Origin of the sequence: Ensifer sp. Root142, assembly GCF_001426785.1 — a bacterium.
Taxonomy (GTDB): domain Bacteria; phylum Pseudomonadota; class Alphaproteobacteria; order Rhizobiales; family Rhizobiaceae; genus Ensifer; species Ensifer canadensis.
The window spans coordinates 1,006,439-1,024,206 of the sequence record NZ_LMFK01000001.1; the positions used below are offsets into that span (position 1 = coordinate 1,006,439).

Below are 17,768 nucleotides of genomic sequence, written 5' to 3' on the forward strand. Positions count from 1 at the left end.
CGAAGCGCCGCCGCTCGTTGGCGAGGTCGCGCAGCTTCGCCCGCAGATCGACCTCCGGCGGTATACTGGACCGATAACGGATCGTCTTGTGACATGCTGAATGTGCGGTCAAAAGTTCGGCGGCATTCAGTCGCGAGTTCCGCAGACGGTGGCGGCAATTCAACCGAGCTGCAGACTTACCAGCCCTGGTCGTGTTGGTGATCCTACCCAACCGTCTGCGATAGATCCCATGTCGATTGCAACGCCTCCACTCATTTTTATTTGGTTACAGTAGAGCTTACCAAGTATTCCTGCGGCGACGATGTAGAGCTTTCCGGCCAGTGGCCTTCGGAGCGACGCCATAACCCTCTCGTATCCGTCCGGCCAATGCTCGCCAATGATAGAGCTTTCGGGAATGAGATGCCTATGGCCTTTCTCGCCGGGTATGTAATGATAGTCCACATCAAGAAAACCGAATTTTGACTTAAGCATTTCTGGCAATTGGCTATGACAAGAGATCAAGCCGATCGTATGGACTGAGCGCATCAGGTTATAGATCTGTTTCGTGCTATGGAGTTCGAGATGAATTTGCTGCGTGCAGAAATTAGGAACGCTATTGAGAGGCAGCCGGAGGAGATTTGCCAAGCTTGAAATTCCCGTAGGACTCAATATTCTGTATTCGTGTTCCAGCCACCCGGTATAGGGAAGTCCCACTACATCGGCGTTAAGTATCGCGTCCTTGAGAGTAAAGGCAGCGTTTGAGAAGCCTGAAGACTGAATGTCGATCGTGCCGTCAAACCACACTTGAGCTCGATTCTGGCGGTTGAATTCGTAGAGATGGCTGAATTTAGTTTCATCAGTATTAGAGATACGTAAGAAGGCCCCTTCACCGTCTCCGCATCTGATGAGCGAGTAGCCTCGCTCTTCGCGCAGGGCGGCAGTTGCAGTTTCTGCAACTTGGTTCACGTCTAGCCATCTATTTGAAAGTTCGTACTGATAGCATTTGTTAAGTACATAATCTCTAGGAAAACTGCGAAGGAAGTCGCCAAGCTGTGTTATTACACGCATTTCAGCATGGATTTCGGTTGGCATATTCGCGGGGTCGAGCGCATCAATGCAATTTTTTCCTCGCTCAAAATCGCCGATTGAGAATAGCAGTTTTGCTGCGAGCAGATTTGCCCTCGCGTCGTTCGGCTCAGCCTCCACAGCCTTGAGTATGCTCGCGATGGCGGTTTTGTGGTTGCCCTCGTGCAAGAATAGGATAGCTTTTTCGTACAGCGCCATCTGCCGGCATCTGCCGTCTGCTATCACGCTATCGAATATAGCGAGTGCTCGATCCCTAAAACCCTCATCCCGTGCAATTATGCCGATGTCAACAAGGCTACGAGCGTCCATGGGTTCTATAGCCAACGCTTGAAGAGTGAGATTATTCACGCGCTCTCGATTCCCTCGAGAGGACCTAACTTCGGCCAAAAGAGCTTCGCTCAAGAATTTTATCCCTATCTGTTGTTGCTGCGCGCGATCTGCTGCAAAGCATAGGGCAGGGCCTTGCTTCGCTTCTCTATGATTTGTGCAAGGCATTTAATCATCTGGCAAGTGGCCAGCTTGGTCGGCGATAAACCGCCCGAAACCAACTCTCTGCTTGGGCAGGCCTGGTACTCGGCGTTATCCAAAACATAAATTCGGGAAGCCTCGTTTGGTGATAAAAGTTGCGCTTTCAGCCGTTCATCACTTGTGGCCGGAGCAGGCGCTCCATTAGCAGGCCGAGAGCAACGCTGCCAATACCCCAGCCGATCACATATCCTTTGCTTAGGTACTGCGTCGAATAGCCAGTGTAGTACGATGAGCGCATCCATTCGACCGCATGAAATACGGGGTTGTAGGTGGCAATGTTGATAACCTGCTCTGGATAGGTATGTAAAAAAATCGGCCCCCCAGAAGTTATGTAAATAAGGGCAGTGAACAGCGCGTATATAGTCGCAAAAAAAGGATAAATTGCGGTTATAACACTCACATTTATACCTACCCCAACGCCGATCAAAATGGCGGATACCATCGCGAGGCCGGCGTTAGCGGTGTCTCCTGGGAACGGATCTGTGCCGAGCGAAACTATAATTATTAGCAAGAAAGCGACCGATAAAAGCATGCCAAAAATCTCAAGCAATGATCGCGCTAAGATAATGTCCAACAAATGAACGGCCGGAAAACCTAGCATGTTTTTGTTGGCTAACACGGACACAGACATATAACGGGAGACGTAGCACGCGGTCAAAGATGGTATGAGGCCTGTGGCAAAAAAGAGGACGAGATCGTCGCCATAAGCCGCGGCCCGGTTCATCGTTTTGTACCACACCAGCAGCATTACAATATGGGCGACGGGCATGAGCGGCACCATCAGGAAGCCGAGACCATGATTAAAATAGCGGCTACGAATGTCACGTAGGATAACTGCATGCATTACATTCAATTGTCGCGCGACGGCAGTTTTCACAGACTCTTGCTCTAACCTGATGACCTTCGTATCGCCCTTTTCCAAACCTTCTATGCGTGCCATTGCCATTGTGTTTCCTCGAGGATCACCATCGCGGCTCCAATCCAATTAGAAGAAGCCATTTTCGTGGCGTTCTTACATTTGATGCCGCCCCGCCAGTCTCGCGATATCACCAATAACGCAGCGCTTGTAGGCCGTTCGATAGAATCCAATGACGGGCCAATCAATTTCTGGTCTGCGCCGTTTCAACCACCAGTCATTGGCGAGAACGTAAGTTCGCCAAGTTTTACTCATCAAGTTATAGAGATTGGCCCTTACAAGTTTGAACGGCTCACTCTCTTCGGGCTTACAATTTCACCTTTAAGGTTGCCATTCCGTCTTCAATATTTGCGAGTAGGACACGAGTGAGTTGCATTTCGTCATTATGCTTGACTAGTAGGAAAAGGCTGGTCTCATCGTTCCCCCAAGGTGTAGTTAGAACAGCAGCATCGCGTAAACTTCCATCCATTGATATCGAAAGGTACCGCTCCCCGTGCGTGGATCCGGCGGCAACCTTAGCTGCGACAACACTGTCCTTCGCAAAAGTTACGCTCTCTCCCTCCGAGTCGGTGCCGTTGAAGACGATACCTCCTAAGCGATCGAAGTCGGCTGCTGTATTTCGCTCGCGTTCAATCATCAAGTTTGGCCCTTGGGAGCCTTCTGTATTCTCTTCAGCCATCTTAATCTTGGTCCTCCGTTCGAGCAGCAATGCCTCATCGACCGCCGCTAAGCGTCGCTCGAGATTAATGATAGTGCTCCTAACCGGCATGTGGCTCTTTGTGGGCGAGCGGATACCGCTGAGCCTATCGCGGTTTTCCGATCGCCAAACATGAATGGGGGAAGAGTGGTTGTCGAACATCAGGCGATTAACGGTGATTCCGGCAAGGTGAGCAGCCACGTTGAGTGATAGCTGGTCTCGTCGAGAGTAGCGCAGCATATGCGACGACCAGATTTGACTAAATTCTTTAACTTCGTCGCTATTATGCCGCCTTAGGATCATTCCCCCCCAATATGGTCTTTCGAACAGTATGTGTTCGGATTCCATAAGGTAGTGATTTAACTGCTCGAATACTCGCGCCTGGTCGTCAAAGCCATGGTCTAGAACTGCTAAGAACTCTTCATGGACAGTATCTCTAAAACTATGATTTTGAAACGTCACGGGGTGGCAGTCGTACTTCTCGATAATGAGCTTAGGGTCTACGAGAAGCTCTATCGTGCTGTCTATGTAAATAGAGAAGTCATAGTCTGGGAGAAATACGTGGGGGTTAAGCTTTACATAGCGTTGGCTGCGGGTAGGGTCAGATGGAAATATCGGCGAAATGCGCACAATTGTCCACGTTTCACTCTCAAGAAATTCGTTGTCTGTAAAGCAGATCGCGTCGACACCACTATCCCTCAATACAGTAGACTCTGGTAGAGGGTCGTAATTACCTAAACTGCATGTAAAGACGCATACCTTATCTGCCATACTGCTCCCCTAGTTTCTGGATTGTGTATATATCAAAATGCACGATGTTGCTATCGAAGCGAGAAAGCTACAAGAGTGGGATGAGGACGCCATCCCTGAGGTGTTTTCCATAAGCCTTTGTCGGTGTCGGGAGGTTGTTGCGGTCGCTTGGGCACTCTTGAAAGGCCACCACCTCAAGGGTGGAGATCTTAAAGTCCGGCCGGCGTTGGAGCGTTGCTGCGAATTCTTAGGCGGCCAGTAGATTGCCCGCGTGACGATAGCCCATCTGTTCCATTTGACTCGGCCGTGTTCCAAATAGACGCGGTTAACATCGGTGACCTCCAGCTCGCCAATGGGCAAGGGTTTCAGGTTTGCCGTCTGTCGCGACCAGGCATCCTTGTTGTGCGTCCAACATTCATGCCAAGTCGCTCGCAGAAACACATCCAGCGGCAGCGCGTGAGTAAGCAGCCGCCACAGTCATGTAAAGATTCGAAATCGGCGTTCACACATAAATCTGCTATAAGAATGTAGCTTCTGTAATGGCCTGTAATGGCCCCATCAATCCACGGACATGATCTCCCACTTAATAAGTGAGCGAGGTAATGTGCCCATTATGACCAGTCACAATCCTAAGATAGAAGTTCACACGCTGCCATCGCCGATCTTCGAGATGCGACCGCTAAGATCGGTCTCGCCCGATTGATATTTCTTCGGCGTCAATCCGAAGTGCTGCCCCACCGCGCGTGACGATCGGAATCGCTCCGGCGCGTCGACGGCCGCGACAAACGTCAGCGCCACCAGGACGCCAACGCCGGGCGTCGTCATCAGCCGCTGTGCGTTATCATCTTGGCGGGCGATGGCACGCAGCTTGCGCTCAAAACCTGCAAATTCCTGCACAAGCACGTCGCGCACCTTCAGCAGTGCCGTCGCGATCGCTTCCAAGGTCGGATGGCCTGCAATCAGCTCGCGGATGCGCCCCGCGTAGGTGCGCCGGGTCGTCGGCCCGACCTTGAGGCCGAAGCCGCGCAGGATGCCCCGGATGCTCATCTCGATGTCGTGAAGCTTACCCTGAATGAGCTTGCAGGCGGTCAGCAGCGCACGCACCTCCTGGGCGGCAAGAGATTTGCAGTGGACCGGTTTGAACCAGCCAAGCCGCATCAACTGCGCAATGCCCCGCGCGTCCTTCTTGTCGGTCTTCACCGGCATCGTCTTGAAGGCTGCACGGACGTGGCGCGTCTCGATCAGCTCGACGGAAAGACCTGCTTTCACCATCCCGGCATGGAGCCACTGAGACAAGGGGCCGGCCTCCAGACCAACTCGCTCCATCATCACGCCATGCGCGCCGAACCAGGCGATCAGCGCATCGGGTTCGCTGAGGATCTTTGCTTCCCGGATGATCCGGCCATCCGCATCCACCACGCACACACTCGAGTATTCCAATGATACGTCGATGCCCGCATACTGCTTCATGGTCGTTTCTCCGTGATGCTATGGAGCAGGCCACTCCTGACTCCGCGACACCATCATTGTGAGGGACGACCACCGGCCCTTCAAACCTGCCGGGCCGGGGTTCTGCCCGTTACACCATCTTTAGGTGTCGCCCGATCAAACATCGCAGAGCGCGTGCTGATCAGGGCCTGGTGGATGAGATCAAAACGATCATCGCCGACATGAGCAGGCCTTTGAAGCTCTTCTCATTGACATCCTGACACGGTTGACTCATAAATTGTCTTATTCCGAGGGGAGCACTACACAGTGCTGAGATGGCGGTGAGCCGGACCCTTGAACCTGATCCGGGTCATGCCGGCGTAGGAACGGGAAAAGAGCCAGTTTCGGCAAACTAATCGCGTCTTCGCTTTCACCTGGATCTCCGTGATGTTTTGTCTGGAGATCGATCGATGCTGTCTTTTGCTAAGTTGCCGCCGGATGGTGGGTTCGCCTTTTATCCGGTTGCTGCGTCGGCTGACCGGCGATGCGCCTAGCTTTCACATTTGTTCGCAGCTTTGCTGTGCTTGCTGTCTTCTGGCAGCTGGCGGTGCTTGTTTTCCCCCTGCCGCGCTATCTGTTGCCCACTCCAGTTGAGGTGCTGGCCGTATTTGGACGGCAGCCGGGATTTCTGCTCGAGCAGAGTCTCGTGACGATCGCCGAAATGCTGGCCGGCCTCGCGGTCGGCACGGCGTTCGGCGTTGCGACTGCTATCGGGCTGGCAGCTTTTCCGCGGCTCGGAAAGCTCGTCTGGCCTTTCGTGCTCGTCCTCCAAGCCTTTCCCGTCTTCGTCATTGCTCCGTTGCTGGTGCTTTGGTTCGGCTTTGGCATGGTCTCGAAGATCGTGATGGCGGCCATCATCATCTTCTTTCCCGTTGTTTCCGCATTCTCTGATGGTCTGCGCCGCACCGATGCGCAGATCCTTGATGCCGTCGCGCTGACCAAGGCGAGCCACTGGCAGACGCTGCGGCTTGTGCGATTGCCGTTGGCGTTGCCCGGCTTAGTGACTGGCCTGCGCGTTGCTGCCCCGTTGGCACCGCTCGGCGCCGTCGTTGGCGAGTGGGTCGGCGCCTCGGCCGGCCTCGGCTTCGTTATCGTCCAGGCAAATGCCCGCATGCAGACGGATGTCGTCTTTGCCGCGATGGCCATTCTTGCCCTGCTTGCCGTCGCCCTTAGGCTGCTGGTCGATGAGGCAACCCGTCCACTCGCGCACTGGGCACGGGAACCCTGAATTTCTGAGGACAATTGGGAGAGTTCATAACATCATGATCCGCAAATCTCTGCTTTCCGCCAGCCTCGCGCTCGGCGTGGTCTTTGCAACTGGCTCAGCAACTGCCGCTGAAAAACTGACAGTGATGCTGGAGTGGTTTGTCAATCCCGACCATGCGCCGATCGTCGTCGCCAAGGAGCTCGCGCTGTTCGAAAAGGCGGGGCTCGATGTCGAGCTCGTGCCACCGGCAGACCCTTCAAGCGTTCCGCGTCTCGTCGCTGCGGGGCAGGCTGATATCGGCGTGCACTATCAGCCGAACCTGTACCTTGACCATGCTGCAGGCCTGCCTCTGGTTCGCATTGGCACCCTGGTCGAGACGCCGCTCAACACCGTCACCGTCCTTGACGACGGTCCGATCCGCAGCCTTGCCGATCTGAAGGGCAAAAAGATCGGCTTTTCCGTCTCCGGTTTCGAGGATGCGATGCTTGGCCGAATGCTTGCCTCGGTCGGTCTCAAGAAGGAGGACGTCGAACTCGTCAACGTCAACTTCGCCCTTTCTCCGTCCCTGATCGCCGGTAAGGTCGATGCAACGATCGGCGGCTTCCGGAATTTTGAACTGACGCAGATGCGGCTCGAGGGGCATGAGGGCCGTTCCTTCTTCCCAGAAGAGCATGGCGTGCCTGTTTATGACGAACTCGTCTTCGTTTCCGACAAGGCAAAGGTTGCCGACAAGCGCTTGCGGCCCTTCCTGGTCGCGGTGGAGCAGGGTGCGATTTTCCTCACCAATCATCCGACTGAAGCCTGGAAGCTGTTCGTCAAGGCCTATCCGAACCTCGATGACGAACTCAACCGTAGTGCATTCACGGACACGCTGCCGCGTTTCGCCAAAAGGCCGGCGGCGCTCGACCGTGGCCGCTACGAGCGGTTTGGCGCTTTTCTCTCCGAAAGCGGGTTGATCGGCAAGGCACCTGATGTCGACGATATCGCGGTGGAAATCCGATGACGGGTACATCGGACTTCGTCGAAAGTGCTGCCGCATCGCTGGCGCTTGTACGGCAGACCCGCCCCCGCGTGCATTGCCTGATGAACACGGTGGTGCAGAAGTTCGTAGCCGATGGGTTATCGGCTCTGGGTGCGATCCCCTCGATGACATCGGCCCTGGAAGAGGTCAAGGCTTTTGCCCAGCGAGCCGATGCGCTCGTCGTCAATCTAGGTACGCTTGATGAAGAGCGCCGCACGGCGATCCGCCTGGCAGCGGCGGTTGCGCGCGATGCCGACAAGCCGTGGATCGTCGATCCCGTGCATTGCGACTATTCGCCGTCACGGCTCGCCTTCGCCCGAGAACTCGTCGCGTCCGAACCTTCCGTTGTTCGCGGCAACGCCAGCGAGATGGACCTTTTCGGGGAGGTCAATGGCGCGCTGAAGATCAAGACCGGGGCAGTCGATGAACTCATACTGGATCTACATACGATCCGGGTTGAGAACGGCCACCCCCTAATGGCGCAGGTCACGGGTACCGGGTGCCTCTCCGGCGCCTTGATCGCAGCTTTCATGGCCGTCGAGCCAGATCGCCTGAAGGCCGCCGCGGGGGCACTGCTGACAAGTGGCATCGCCGCCGAAATCTCCGCGCGAAACTCGAATGGTCCAGGGACTTTCGAGGTCGCTTTCCGCGATGCGCTCGCAGCGCTCTGCCCTGAGGATATCATTGCCAATGCCAGGATTTCCCATGCCGAAAGTTGATTTTCGCCTCAATACCCTCGCCGATGCCCGCCTCGGCGACAAGGCGAGTTTGGCTGATCTGGCACACATCGCCGCGCTCAACGGCGCGACGCTGATCCAGTATCGCGACAAAACGAGCTCGACACGGGAAATGATCGAACAGGCGCGGGCGATCGCCGCTGCTCTTGCAGTCACCGGTGTGCCCTTCGTCGTCAATGACCGCATCGATGTGGCGCTCGCAGCCGGTGCTAATGGTGTTCATCTCGGCCGGGACGATATGGATGCGGCAACGGCGCGCTCGATCATGGGCGATACCGCGATTATCGGTCTGACGGTCAAGAACGAAGCGGACGCTGAGACGGCGATTGCCTCGCCGATCGACTATGCTTGCATCGGCGGGGTCTATGAGACGCTGTCGAAGCACAACCCCGATCCGCCTGTTGGCCTCGAAGGGTTCGCCACACTTCGTGCCGCGCTTCTGGCGGCCAAGCCGGACCTGCCGGTCGGCGCCATTGCCGGCATCAATTCGCAACGCGCCGCGGAGGTTGTTGCCGCCGGAGCCGACGGTGTCGCGGTCATTTTCACAACGGCTGTGGATCCGGCGGCGGCCACATACGAATTGCGCGCTTGTGTCGATAAGGCTCTGAGGGAGGCCTCCCGATGACCGCCATTGCAGTCACCATTGCGGGTTCGGATTCCGGCGGCGGGGCGGGCATCCAGGCAGATCTGAAGACGTTTTCGGCTCTCGGTGCCTATGGCGCAACCGTCATCACCGCGATTACGGCGCAGAACACCAGGGGGGTAACGGCGGTTGAGGATATCTCGCCGGCAATTGTCAAAGCACAGATGGATGCGGTGTTTTCGGATCTCGCCGTTGGCGCGGTGAAGATCGGCATGGTGTCTCGCGAAGAGACGATCGCGATCATAGTCGACGGACTTCGCCAATACGGCAAGATGGCAGTGCTCGATCCTGTGATGGTTGCCACATCCGGCGACGCGCTTCTACGCCGAGATGCAATTGCTGCGTTGAGCGAGCAGTTGCTGCCGCTGGCACTGATCGCCACTCCCAACCTGCCGGAGGCGGCATTGCTGACCGGGCGCGCGTTCGCGACGGATGAGACAGAGATGGCCCGCCAGGCCGAGATCATTCTGAAGGCCGGTGCGCGATCGGTGCTGATGAAGGGTGGACACGGGCATGGCCCTGAAGCGACGGATGTCTTTTTCGACGGTGGAGAACCCGTCCGGCTGACGGCACCGCGCATCGAAACGACGAACGATCATGGCACGGGGTGCACTCTATCGGCTGCCATCGCGGCCGGCCTGGCACACGGATTGTCGCTTGCAGACGCCGTGATCGCAGCCAAGGATTATCTGCACGGCGCCATAGTTGCCGCTGGCGATCTCAAGGTCGGACAGGGGCGGGGGCCGGTCCATCATTTCCATCGCTGGTGGTCCAATGCTCGCTAGCGCGGCGCAGGCGTTTTCGTTACGGCTGGAACGGACGCTCGAGTTTGCCGGAGCGTTTCTACTTGCGCTCCTGCTCGGGACCGTCACGCTTTCGGTTGTACTCCGATATGCGGCGGCAAGCGGTTTTACTGGTGCAGAGGAAGCAGCAAGTTGGTTGCTGGTGGCACTTGTCTCAGTCGGGTTGCCGCTTGCCTCGGCCACTAGCGGATTGCGGATCGATCTGTTCGAGGGGGGAGCGGCGTCTCGTCATAGCCGCGACCATGCGCAAACTGTGCACGGCTCGTTGCAGATTGTCGGGGAGGGCGCAAAACCGTCGTTCCGGCTAAGACGCCTCGCTCCCCGGCATCTGCGCGCGCTGCTCTCCGGCGCCATCACCCTGCTTGCTTGCATCATCCTGATATCGGGCAGCGGCAAAGCGGCTCTTGATCTTGGCGGCGTTTCGCCGTCGCTCGGCCTGGCCGAAGGACTGCGTCCGTCCATGTTGAGTGCCGGGGGCGTGCTGGCGATCGTTGCGATTCTGTTCCGCCACCTCGCAGAGGGTCGCCTCGTCGAATTCGTTTCGATGCTGGTGGCTGCCGCCGGATTGCATTGGGCGGTCGGCGCCGCGCCGATCTTGAGCCTGGCATCGCCCAGCGTCATCCTTTGCTGTCTTGCACTTGCGGCAATTTTCGCGGGAACGCCGCTCCCTCATGCCTCTATCGCCGCGGCCTATGTCGCTGTCGCTTTCGGCGCGCCGATGCCGGAGGAGGCGATGGCGGCGGCCACTTTGTCCGGCATGTCGCGTTATCTGCTGACCTCTATTCCATTCTTTCTGCTCGCAGGCGCGCTTTTGACCGCGTCCGGGATTGCGAGCGACCTGGTTCGGTTCGCCGCCGCCCTTGTCGGCCATCGTCGCGCCGGGCTCGGACAGACGGTGCTACTGACCGGCGCGCTTTTTTCTGGCGCTTCCGGCTCGTCGATCGCCAATGCGGCGTTCGGCACCGCCGCTTTCATTTACAAAGTCGTGCCAGAAGTCATCGAGACCGGCCACATCTGGGCATCGGGCGCAATTGTTTTTGCCAAACCGTTATGGAACGGTCTGTCTGGCGAGGAGCAAGGCGTCTTCCGGGACGCAGGGCGTGAGGGCGCCCGTCATTTCAACGCCTTGATCGTTGCCGATGAGGTGGCTTCGGTGGAGACGGCAAAAGCTGTTGGCGCGAGAATCCATGCCGCAGAGGATCGCGACCAATGGATCGCGGGCGCTCGGAAAGTCTGGGCGGCCTACGCCGGCAAGGTCGGGGGCATGGAAGCGATCGAGTCCGTGCAGGCAACAGGTTACGATAGCTTGGCTGGTAAGGCGCTAAAGCTGAAATCTTCTTGCTTTTCATAATATTGCTAGGGTTCTCACTGCCATGCCCGCGGTTTAGAGTGTCGCGAGTCGCATGCCACAGGTTGACGAATGCAGGGTCCACAACACAGCCACGCGCCGATGAAATCGAGCATCGCTCATCTTCCTGAGCGTAAGCAGCGCGAACTCGCTCGCGTCGTCGAGGTTCTGCATGAGGAGTTCGAGGATGCACTGAAAGACGGCACCTCTGACTTCAAAAAACGGGGCCGGATACTGAAGATCATTTTGTTTGGCTCCTACGCACGTGGAAACTGGGTGGATGAGCCGCATACGAAGAAGGGCTATCGCTCGGACTACGATATCCTTGTTGTTGTGAACAACAGCAAGCTGACGGACTTCACGCATTATTGGGGGAAGGCACAGGATCGACTGCTGCGGCTGTCTGGGATCGACACACCCACTAGCTTGATCGTGCACTCCCGGCGCGAGGTGAATACCTCTCTCTACGAGGGCCAGTATTTCTTTATTGAGATTCGAAACGAAGGGATCGTGCTCTGCGAACTAGATGACGAACCATTAGCTGTGCCGAAACCGCTTTCCAAAGTCGATGCCTTGCGAATCGCGACGGGGTACTTCGAAGACCGTCTCCCGCATGCAAGGGTATTTTCCAAGACGGCTCGATTTTGCGTGAGCGAAAACAACCTGAAGGAGGCCGCCTTCCTCCTGCATCAGTCGATCGAACAAGCATACGCCACACTTCTTTTGGTCCTGACGAACTATAGTCCTGCATCCCATAACCTGAGCTTCCTGCGCGGTCGCGCCGTAGAGCAGCACAGGGAGTTGGCGGAGGTCTGGAGGGCTGATCAACAGCGTTTCGTTTCATGGTTTAATATTGTCAATGAAGCCTATGTAAAAGCACGTTATTCTCAGCACTATGAAATTTCCGAGGAAGCATTGGTTTGGCTACTGGACCGGACCGAGACGCTTATCGATCTCGTAGAAAAAGCCTGCCGTAACCATCTCGAAAAACTCAAAGCCGAAATCGAAAGCGCTAGGCAGAATAGAAAATAGAAAGCGATATCAGATTGTTGTATTGTGATCTTGATGTCCTTCGTTAGTTCTCCGATCGAAACGCGGGTAGGCGCGCTATACAGCGCTGAAGTGCGAAGCGGCTTTGCCACCACTCCGCCCGCCAAATCCTGCTGGTTTTAGTCCACGCGCCGGCCCCTGTCATTGAACACATGCAAGTCCTTGGCCAGCGCTCCGACAGCGACATAGTCGTCGATCTGCCTTATCGATCGCCCTGGAACTCGGAACACAGGATCCTGACTGTTGGCGAATTTGCCGTGCACATAGCTCTCCGCGCCGACAAGTTCGATGCTATCGATGCGCACCTTGGTGGTGAAATCAAAGTCCGTTGCGTTCGGTTCGCGGACGGACAGGTCTTCCGGTCGGATGCCGATCGTAAATGCGCCAGTGGGTTTGGGCACATTCGGCGAGATTGCCCAGCCCTCCAGTGTTTCGGCATGTTTGAGCAGGTCATGGACGGTGAGCGATGAACGTCGCCACAAATGTGGTGGCCGGTTTTTCGTAGAGTTCGATGGGTGATCCGACTTGCTCGATCTTGCCGCCGTTGTCCACCACCAGCTTGTCGGCAAGCGTCATCGCCTCCATCTGGTCATGCGTGACATAGACGCTTGTCGTGCCAAGAGACCTCTGCAACCGTTTGATTTCGATGCGCTTGACCCCTTAACTTGGCGTCCAGGTTCGAAAGCGGCTCATCGAAAAGGAACGCCGCTGGTGTCACGCTCAACGCCGGCGACGACGTCGCTATCGCCGGCTCGCAGGCGTTATGTCCGAGGCTTGGTACCTTTTCGCCAAGCGCTTTGGATCGGTGACGTGAGCATCGAGGACAGCCGAGACGTCAGCGAACGTTTCTTCAGCACGTAAACGTCCTGATTGATCTGGTTCTCCGCTGCGCCAAAGTGAACTATCTCCCATTTCCTGGAAAGTTTTCGCTCAACCCATGATCGGCGGAAAAACGCATTGCCGTACCCTGTGGCCGAAAGCCCCTCCGGCGACTTGCCGATGTAAACCTCCTCAAACACGAAATCGCTGTTAATCAGCCCCTCGAGCAAAGCAAGGATTCTGCGGGTGCTGTAGCCAGGATCTCGGTTGAAATGGCTGATTGCTGTGTCGCCATGTGCCGTAAAGAAAAGCCAACCGCCGTCTACGATCACGCGATGCATCTCATCAAACCATGCAAGGGCTTCGTTCTCGCCAAGATGTGACCATATCGAAATGGCGGTCACCCCCTGAAAGATACGTTCCTGATAGTTCAGAGGTGGCAACGTGTCAGATACGGTGAAGTGGGAGCCCGGAATGTTGCGCTGCGCCCAATCGATTGACGAGGCGATCGGATCGACACCGTGGAAAACACTTTCGGGAGAAAAGGCTTTGAGTGCACGGACGAGCGATCCAGACGAACACCCGAAGTCGAGGTAGTTGCCATTGGACGCAATTGAAATGCCCAGGTTAGAAAGTGTGGAAGTAACCATGTCCGCGCTGTAAAGATCACCGACATACCATTGACCGCGTTGCATTCTATGGATGTTGTCGGGCGGATTGACGATCGAGGTTTGCATTTTCTCCCGCATTTCTGGGAAATGGTGGGAGCCGATCGAGATCAGATGGTGGGGGTGGGGGTCATCGCCGCCAAGCTCTACTACTTTCTCTCGCACTTTAGCGATGTCGGCTTCAGAGAGGGCGGAGAGTATCTTGCTCGTGACGATGGGTGAGTGAACAACCCCCGGGGCGACCTCCAGGCGAAACCTTATCAAATTGTCAACAAAGTCTCTGTCTATCAGATCAACAATGCTTCGATATTTTTTGTCAGTGTTTGGGAGCCAAACATGTGGGTCGAAGGATATCTGATGCCTGTATGGGTTGCGTGGATTCAATGCGGCCTCCTCACCGAGAGTGGCAATCAAAAGCAGCTTGCAACCAAATGTGCAATAGAAATTACGATGCAAAATCAACTTTAGCGGGTTCTAACGCGCACGGATGTTGAAGGGGCATAACGTACTCAGTCGAATCCAGTTGATCGCGGGACCCATCGTAGGCGCCTTGGCGATGCTCGCGGCGACTATCGAAGAACCGTGGTCGCCGTCGGTTTTTCGACCTCCCAGACCGAAGCGGCACGTGATGAAGGGAGGCCCCACATTTCATGAAAGGATGTGCTGGCGCCAATCGACCCCGGCATGCATCAGCATGCGGTCGCCTTCTTCGCACGCTCGGCGGGTGCCTCACACGGCAAGTACCGCTGAACCTGCAGGCGCAGGGTAATTCTGTGATCCAGACGCTGAGCGGTGTGTCTCACGTAGAGAATCGTACATCAGAAGCCGCCCGTCCTGCCGACCTACACGGTGGCAACGTTGCCTTCCGCTGCGGCCAACCCGTGTTCTCTAGCGTATGTTTCAGATGGCGATCTCAAACAAGAGAATGGCCATTTGCGACAGCACCAACTGGCGCTTCCCCGATGGGGCGATCGTTTCCTAGTTTCAAAGGAACGTTGCAATGGCACTCGAAGACAGTATCCATCCGAGCAGGGCCGCAGGATTTTGGGCGCCGCGCGTGGTAACGTCGGTTCATGGAGATCGATGAGGACAGGATCGACGATGCCGTTCTGGCGGATGCGTATCCATCCGAGCAGGGCCGCAGGATTTTGGCGTATCCATCCGAGCAGGGCCGCAGGATTTTGGGCGCCGCGCGTGGTAACGTCGGTTCATGGAGATCGATGAGGACAGGATCGACGATGCCGTTCTGGCGCTGTTGTGGCTGACGCTACATAACGAGCGTTGTGCCTGGAAGGGTTTCGACTGGGCAACGACGGATCGGCTTCACAAGAAGGGCATGATCGGCGACCCAGTCAACAAGTCGAAGTCATTGATCCTGACCGATGAAGGCTTGGAGCGTTCGGAAGCATTGTTCCGGGAGCTGTTTACGCGGCCGCCGCAATAGCCGTCCCTTTGTGTGTCTTCCATTGCCAAGGCAGCAGTTCGTGCAGGCGGGAGACGGGAAGATCGGCGATGCGGGCGAACACATCGGCGAGCCACGCCTTTGGGTCGACGTCGTTGAGACGGCAAGTCGTGATGACGGAGAGCATGATAGCGGCTCGATCGGCCCCACGCTGGGAACCGGCGAAGGTCCAGTTGCGGCGCCCGAGTGCAATTCCTCTCAGCGCGCGCTCGGCGGCATTGTTCGTGAGACAAATCCGGCCATCTTCCAGGAAACGAGCAAAACCATCCCAGCGCTTCAGCATGTAATCGATCGGCTCGATCACCTCGGACGATTTGCTGAGCGCGGCGCGCTCCCGTTTCAGCCACTCGTGCATGTCGTCGAACAGCGGCTTGCTCTTTTCCTGCCGCGCGGCCAACCGTTCTGCGGCGCTCAATCCATTGATCTCGCGTTCGATCTCAAACAGCGCATCGTACCGTTGGACGGCCTCCAGGGCGATCGGCGAGATCGGCTTGCCTTTGCGTTTTCGGTCACGGGCACTTTTCTGGATGTCGGCCAGTTCAAAGAATTTGCGCCGCGCGTGTGCATGACAAAAGGCGAAGGTGATCGGTACCGCTTTCTTCTCGGCGACACTGAGCGGCTCGAAGCCATTGTAGCAATCGCTCTGCAGAATGCCGCCATACCCGGCCAGGTGTTTCTGCGGATGCTCGCCGCGGCGGTCGCTCGACGCATAGTATATGGCCGCCGGCGCTGCGCCGCCGCCGTAGGGCCGGTCATCGCACACGTACGTCCATATTCGCCCGGTCGTGCATTTGTCTTTGGCCTGGATGGGAATGGTGGTGTCATCGCCAAAAAGGCGCTCGGCCGCGAAGACATGCGCCTCGATCAGATCAAAGATCGGCAGTAGGGCGGCTGTTCCATACCCGACCTGGTCGGCCAGCGTCGAGGTCGAGAGCTCAATGCCCTCGCATTTGAACCGGGTGCTCTGGCGGTTGAGAGGGCTATGCATTCCAAACTTATCGAACAGGATCGTCGCCAGCAGTTGAGGACCGATGAAGCCGCGCGGCGTGGCATGGAACGGCGCCGGCGGCTGGCTGATCGCCTCGCAGTCGCGGCAGGTAAATTTCTCCCGCACCGTCTCGATCACTTTGAACCGGCGCGGAACCTCCTCGAGCGTCTCAGTGACGTCCTCGCCCAGTTTCGACAGGCGCGACCCGCCGCAGCATGCACAGGTGACTGGGGGATCGATCACCACACGCTCACGCTCGATATCCTCCGGCCACGGCTTTCGGACCGGCCGTTTGCGCGTGAACGAACGCACGCTCGAGGTCTTGGCGGCAGCCGCCTGCGCTGCGGCTTCATCCTCCGCCGCCGCCATCACCAGTTCTTCGAGCTGCAATTCCATCTGGTCGATCAGGCGCGCCGTGCGCTCGGATCGCCGGCCGCGCAGTTCGCGCTTCAGCTTTTCGATCGCCAGTTCCAGACTGGCAATCAAGGCCTCACTGTCCGACAGCATGGCCTGCGCATTGGCGGCTTGCGCCACCGCAATGTCCCGCTCGGCGACGACGGTATCGCGCTCGGCAATAACGACATCACGTTCAACCTGTAACATCTCACGCTCGGAAAGCAGCGCCAGATAGGCGCTCGCAAGGTCCGCAGGAAGATCCACAGGCTTCGAGGTCATGAAGCCATTCGATCAGATTCACTCAATATTTTCAATGCAATAATGCTATCCTACCCGCGTCGGACGCCAGGTTTCCTGCGGATTGCGCCAGTCGATCCCGGACAACAAATAAGACAATTGCGCCGGTGAGATCGCTACCGCGCCGCCCTCCATATTCGGCCAGATAAACCGACCCTTCTCCAGCCGCCGGGTAAAAAGGCAGGCGCCCAGACCATCATGCCAGATGATCTTCAAAATATCCGATCTGCGGCCCCTGAAGACGAAGAGATGCCCTGACAACGGATCATGCTTCAGAACCTCCTGCACCCGAAGCGCCAGAGAGGGAAAGCCACAGCGCATGTCCGTATACCCCGTCGAAAGCCAGACCTTGACCCCTGTTCCCATCGGAAACGGATTCACCGCAGCGCCTCCAGCCCGCGTATGATCCGAAGCAGCGCTTCAACGTCGACATCGCGGTCCACGATCACACGGCGACCATTCGCGCTGACAACCTCCATAAGCCCACTTTGTGCCGTCGAAGAATTGGTCGGCGCAACAACCGGCATGCCTGGCTCCGGGACCAACAGTGCAGGAATAAACCCTTCACTCCCCCGGCCATTGCCGAGCCGTCCCTCGCGAGCGGCTTTACGCCAATCGTTCAACTGAAAGCGTGTGATCCCATGGCGACGTGCTGTTGCCGTGATCTGACGCGGGGCAGAATAACTCTCCGCCACGATCGCAAGTTTGGCCTCGTTGCTGAAACGGCGACGCCGCCCGCTATCGACAATCTCCATACGGCTAACTTGCGGCCGCTTCTCTATCGTTAAATCCACGGTTCTCACACTGTCTATATTGACGTCCATATAGACAGAACATCCAGTTCGCCTCACTTCTCAGCAAGGCGGCCCTCCTCGGATGCGTACG

15 protein-coding genes, 2 pseudogenes and 1 riboswitch are annotated in these 17,768 nt (G+C 56.8%); of the genes and pseudogenes, 8 read left to right on the top strand and 9 right to left on the bottom strand.

The annotated features are described in order from the left end of the window. Positions 1-159: 159 nt before the first annotated feature. From ASD52_RS04770 to ASD52_RS04785, 4 genes and pseudogenes are all read right to left on the bottom strand, one after another. Positions 160-1,413 (bottom strand): tetratricopeptide repeat protein, encoded by a 1,254-nt coding sequence (locus ASD52_RS04770; protein ID WP_156612896.1) that lies wholly within the window; start codon positions 1,411-1,413, stop codon positions 160-162. A 283-nt stretch (positions 1,414-1,696) separates the two neighbouring features. Further along, positions 1,697-2,539 (bottom strand): ABC transporter permease, encoded by an 843-nt coding sequence (locus ASD52_RS04775; protein WP_057223261.1) that lies wholly within the window; start codon positions 2,537-2,539, stop codon positions 1,697-1,699. 277 nt (positions 2,540-2,816) lie between these two features. After that, a complete protein-coding gene (locus tag ASD52_RS04780; RefSeq protein WP_057223263.1) occupies positions 2,817-3,977 on the bottom strand; it encodes a glycosyltransferase domain-containing protein in 1,161 nt (386 codons plus the stop codon). Between the two features lie 633 nt (positions 3,978-4,610). Further along, positions 4,611-5,426: pseudogene (locus ASD52_RS04785) on the bottom strand (IS110 family transposase); the annotation flags it as partial. Between the two features lie 259 nt (positions 5,427-5,685). After that, positions 5,686-5,788, top strand: a riboswitch (TPP riboswitch). Positions 5,789-5,928: 140 nt separating this feature from the next. Here ASD52_RS04785 and ASD52_RS04790 point away from each other — a divergent pair. The 7 genes from ASD52_RS04790 to ASD52_RS04820 all read left to right on the top strand — a co-directional run bounded on the left by ASD52_RS04790 (position 5,929) and on the right by ASD52_RS04820 (position 12,235). Then, a complete protein-coding gene (locus tag ASD52_RS04790) occupies positions 5,929-6,672 on the top strand; it encodes an ABC transporter permease (protein ID WP_057223265.1) in 744 nt (247 codons plus the stop codon). Between the two features lie 37 nt (positions 6,673-6,709). Next, positions 6,710-7,654: an ABC transporter substrate-binding protein gene (locus tag ASD52_RS04795; RefSeq protein ID WP_057223456.1), complete on the top strand. Its 945-nt coding sequence runs from the start codon at positions 6,710-6,712 to the stop codon at positions 7,652-7,654. Then, positions 7,651-8,391, top strand: a complete 741-nt coding sequence (locus tag ASD52_RS04800) for a hydroxyethylthiazole kinase (protein WP_057223266.1) — start codon at positions 7,651-7,653, stop codon at positions 8,389-8,391. The genes ASD52_RS04795 and ASD52_RS04800 overlap by 4 nt, the downstream gene beginning before the upstream one ends. Then, positions 8,378-9,034, top strand: coding sequence for a thiamine phosphate synthase (gene thiE, locus ASD52_RS04805; RefSeq protein ID WP_057223269.1), 657 nt, complete (start codon positions 8,378-8,380; stop codon positions 9,032-9,034). The genes ASD52_RS04800 and thiE overlap by 14 nt, the downstream gene beginning before the upstream one ends. Then, complete coding sequence (gene thiD, locus ASD52_RS04810; protein ID WP_057223274.1) at positions 9,031-9,837, top strand: bifunctional hydroxymethylpyrimidine kinase/phosphomethylpyrimidine kinase; 807 nt, start codon at positions 9,031-9,033, stop codon at positions 9,835-9,837. The genes thiE and thiD overlap by 4 nt, the downstream gene beginning before the upstream one ends. Continuing rightward, positions 9,827-11,206, top strand: a complete 1,380-nt coding sequence (locus tag ASD52_RS04815) for a TRAP transporter large permease subunit (RefSeq protein ID WP_057223284.1) — start codon at positions 9,827-9,829, stop codon at positions 11,204-11,206. The genes thiD and ASD52_RS04815 overlap by 11 nt, the downstream gene beginning before the upstream one ends. 99 nt (positions 11,207-11,305) lie before the next feature. Beyond that, entirely contained in the window at positions 11,306-12,235 is a 930-nt protein-coding gene (locus tag ASD52_RS04820; protein WP_057223289.1) for a nucleotidyltransferase and HEPN domain-containing protein, read from the top strand. Positions 12,236-12,372: 137 nt separating this feature from the next. On the opposite strand, the pseudogene ASD52_RS36840 reads toward ASD52_RS04820, so the two are convergent. After that, positions 12,373-12,965: pseudogene (locus ASD52_RS36840) on the bottom strand (TOBE domain-containing protein); the annotation flags it as partial. Between the two features lie 49 nt (positions 12,966-13,014). Further along, positions 13,015-14,124, bottom strand: coding sequence for a class I SAM-dependent methyltransferase (locus tag ASD52_RS04835; RefSeq protein ID WP_156612899.1), 1,110 nt, complete (start codon positions 14,122-14,124; stop codon positions 13,015-13,017). Positions 14,125-14,950: 826 nt separating this feature from the next. Between ASD52_RS04835 and ASD52_RS04845 the strand changes: the two genes are divergently transcribed. Beyond that, the gene (locus ASD52_RS04845) at positions 14,951-15,184 is read left to right on the top strand and encodes a DUF6429 family protein (protein ID WP_057218751.1); all 234 of its coding nucleotides are present in this window, start codon (positions 14,951-14,953) and stop codon (positions 15,182-15,184) included. Here the strand turns inward: ASD52_RS04845 and ASD52_RS04850 are convergent. From ASD52_RS04850 to ASD52_RS04860, 3 genes are read right to left on the bottom strand one after another with little or no spacing between them, the layout of a single operon-like run. Then, entirely contained in the window at positions 15,165-16,865 is a 1,701-nt protein-coding gene (locus ASD52_RS04850) for an IS66 family transposase (RefSeq protein WP_057223325.1), read from the bottom strand. The two genes, ASD52_RS04845 and ASD52_RS04850, sit on opposite strands and share 20 nt — an antisense overlap. Before the next feature lie 45 nt (positions 16,866-16,910). Continuing rightward, complete coding sequence (gene tnpB, locus ASD52_RS04855; RefSeq protein ID WP_080579326.1) at positions 16,911-17,249, bottom strand: IS66 family insertion sequence element accessory protein TnpB; 339 nt, start codon at positions 17,247-17,249, stop codon at positions 16,911-16,913. 11 nt (positions 17,250-17,260) lie between these two features. Then, on the bottom strand, positions 17,261-17,707 hold the full coding sequence (locus ASD52_RS04860) for a transposase (RefSeq protein WP_082557495.1): 447 nt from the start codon (positions 17,705-17,707) through the stop codon (positions 17,261-17,263). Positions 17,708-17,768 lie beyond the last annotated feature (61 nt).

Coding starts and splice junctions, on each gene's coding strand:
- ASD52_RS04775 (WP_057223261.1), bottom strand. CDS start 2,539: ATGGCAATGGCACGCATAGAAGGTTTGGAAAAGGGCGATACGAAGGTC.
- ASD52_RS04780 (WP_057223263.1), bottom strand. CDS start 3,977: ATGGCAGATAAGGTATGCGTCTTTACATGCAGTTTAGGTAATTACGAC.
- ASD52_RS04790 (WP_057223265.1), top strand. CDS start 5,929: ATGCGCCTAGCTTTCACATTTGTTCGCAGCTTTGCTGTGCTTGCTGTC.
- ASD52_RS04800 (WP_057223266.1), top strand. CDS start 7,651: ATGACGGGTACATCGGACTTCGTCGAAAGTGCTGCCGCATCGCTGGCG.
- thiE (WP_057223269.1), top strand. CDS start 8,378: ATGCCGAAAGTTGATTTTCGCCTCAATACCCTCGCCGATGCCCGCCTC.
- thiD (WP_057223274.1), top strand. CDS start 9,031: ATGACCGCCATTGCAGTCACCATTGCGGGTTCGGATTCCGGCGGCGGG.
- ASD52_RS04815 (WP_057223284.1), top strand. CDS start 9,827: ATGCTCGCTAGCGCGGCGCAGGCGTTTTCGTTACGGCTGGAACGGACG.
- ASD52_RS04820 (WP_057223289.1), top strand. CDS start 11,306: ATGAAATCGAGCATCGCTCATCTTCCTGAGCGTAAGCAGCGCGAACTC.
- ASD52_RS04845 (WP_057218751.1), top strand. CDS start 14,951: ATGGAGATCGATGAGGACAGGATCGACGATGCCGTTCTGGCGCTGTTG.
- ASD52_RS04850 (WP_057223325.1), bottom strand. CDS start 16,865: ATGACCTCGAAGCCTGTGGATCTTCCTGCGGACCTTGCGAGCGCCTAT.
- tnpB (WP_080579326.1), bottom strand. CDS start 17,249: ATGGGAACAGGGGTCAAGGTCTGGCTTTCGACGGGGTATACGGACATG.
- ASD52_RS04860 (WP_082557495.1), bottom strand. CDS start 17,707: ATGGACGTCAATATAGACAGTGTGAGAACCGTGGATTTAACGATAGAG.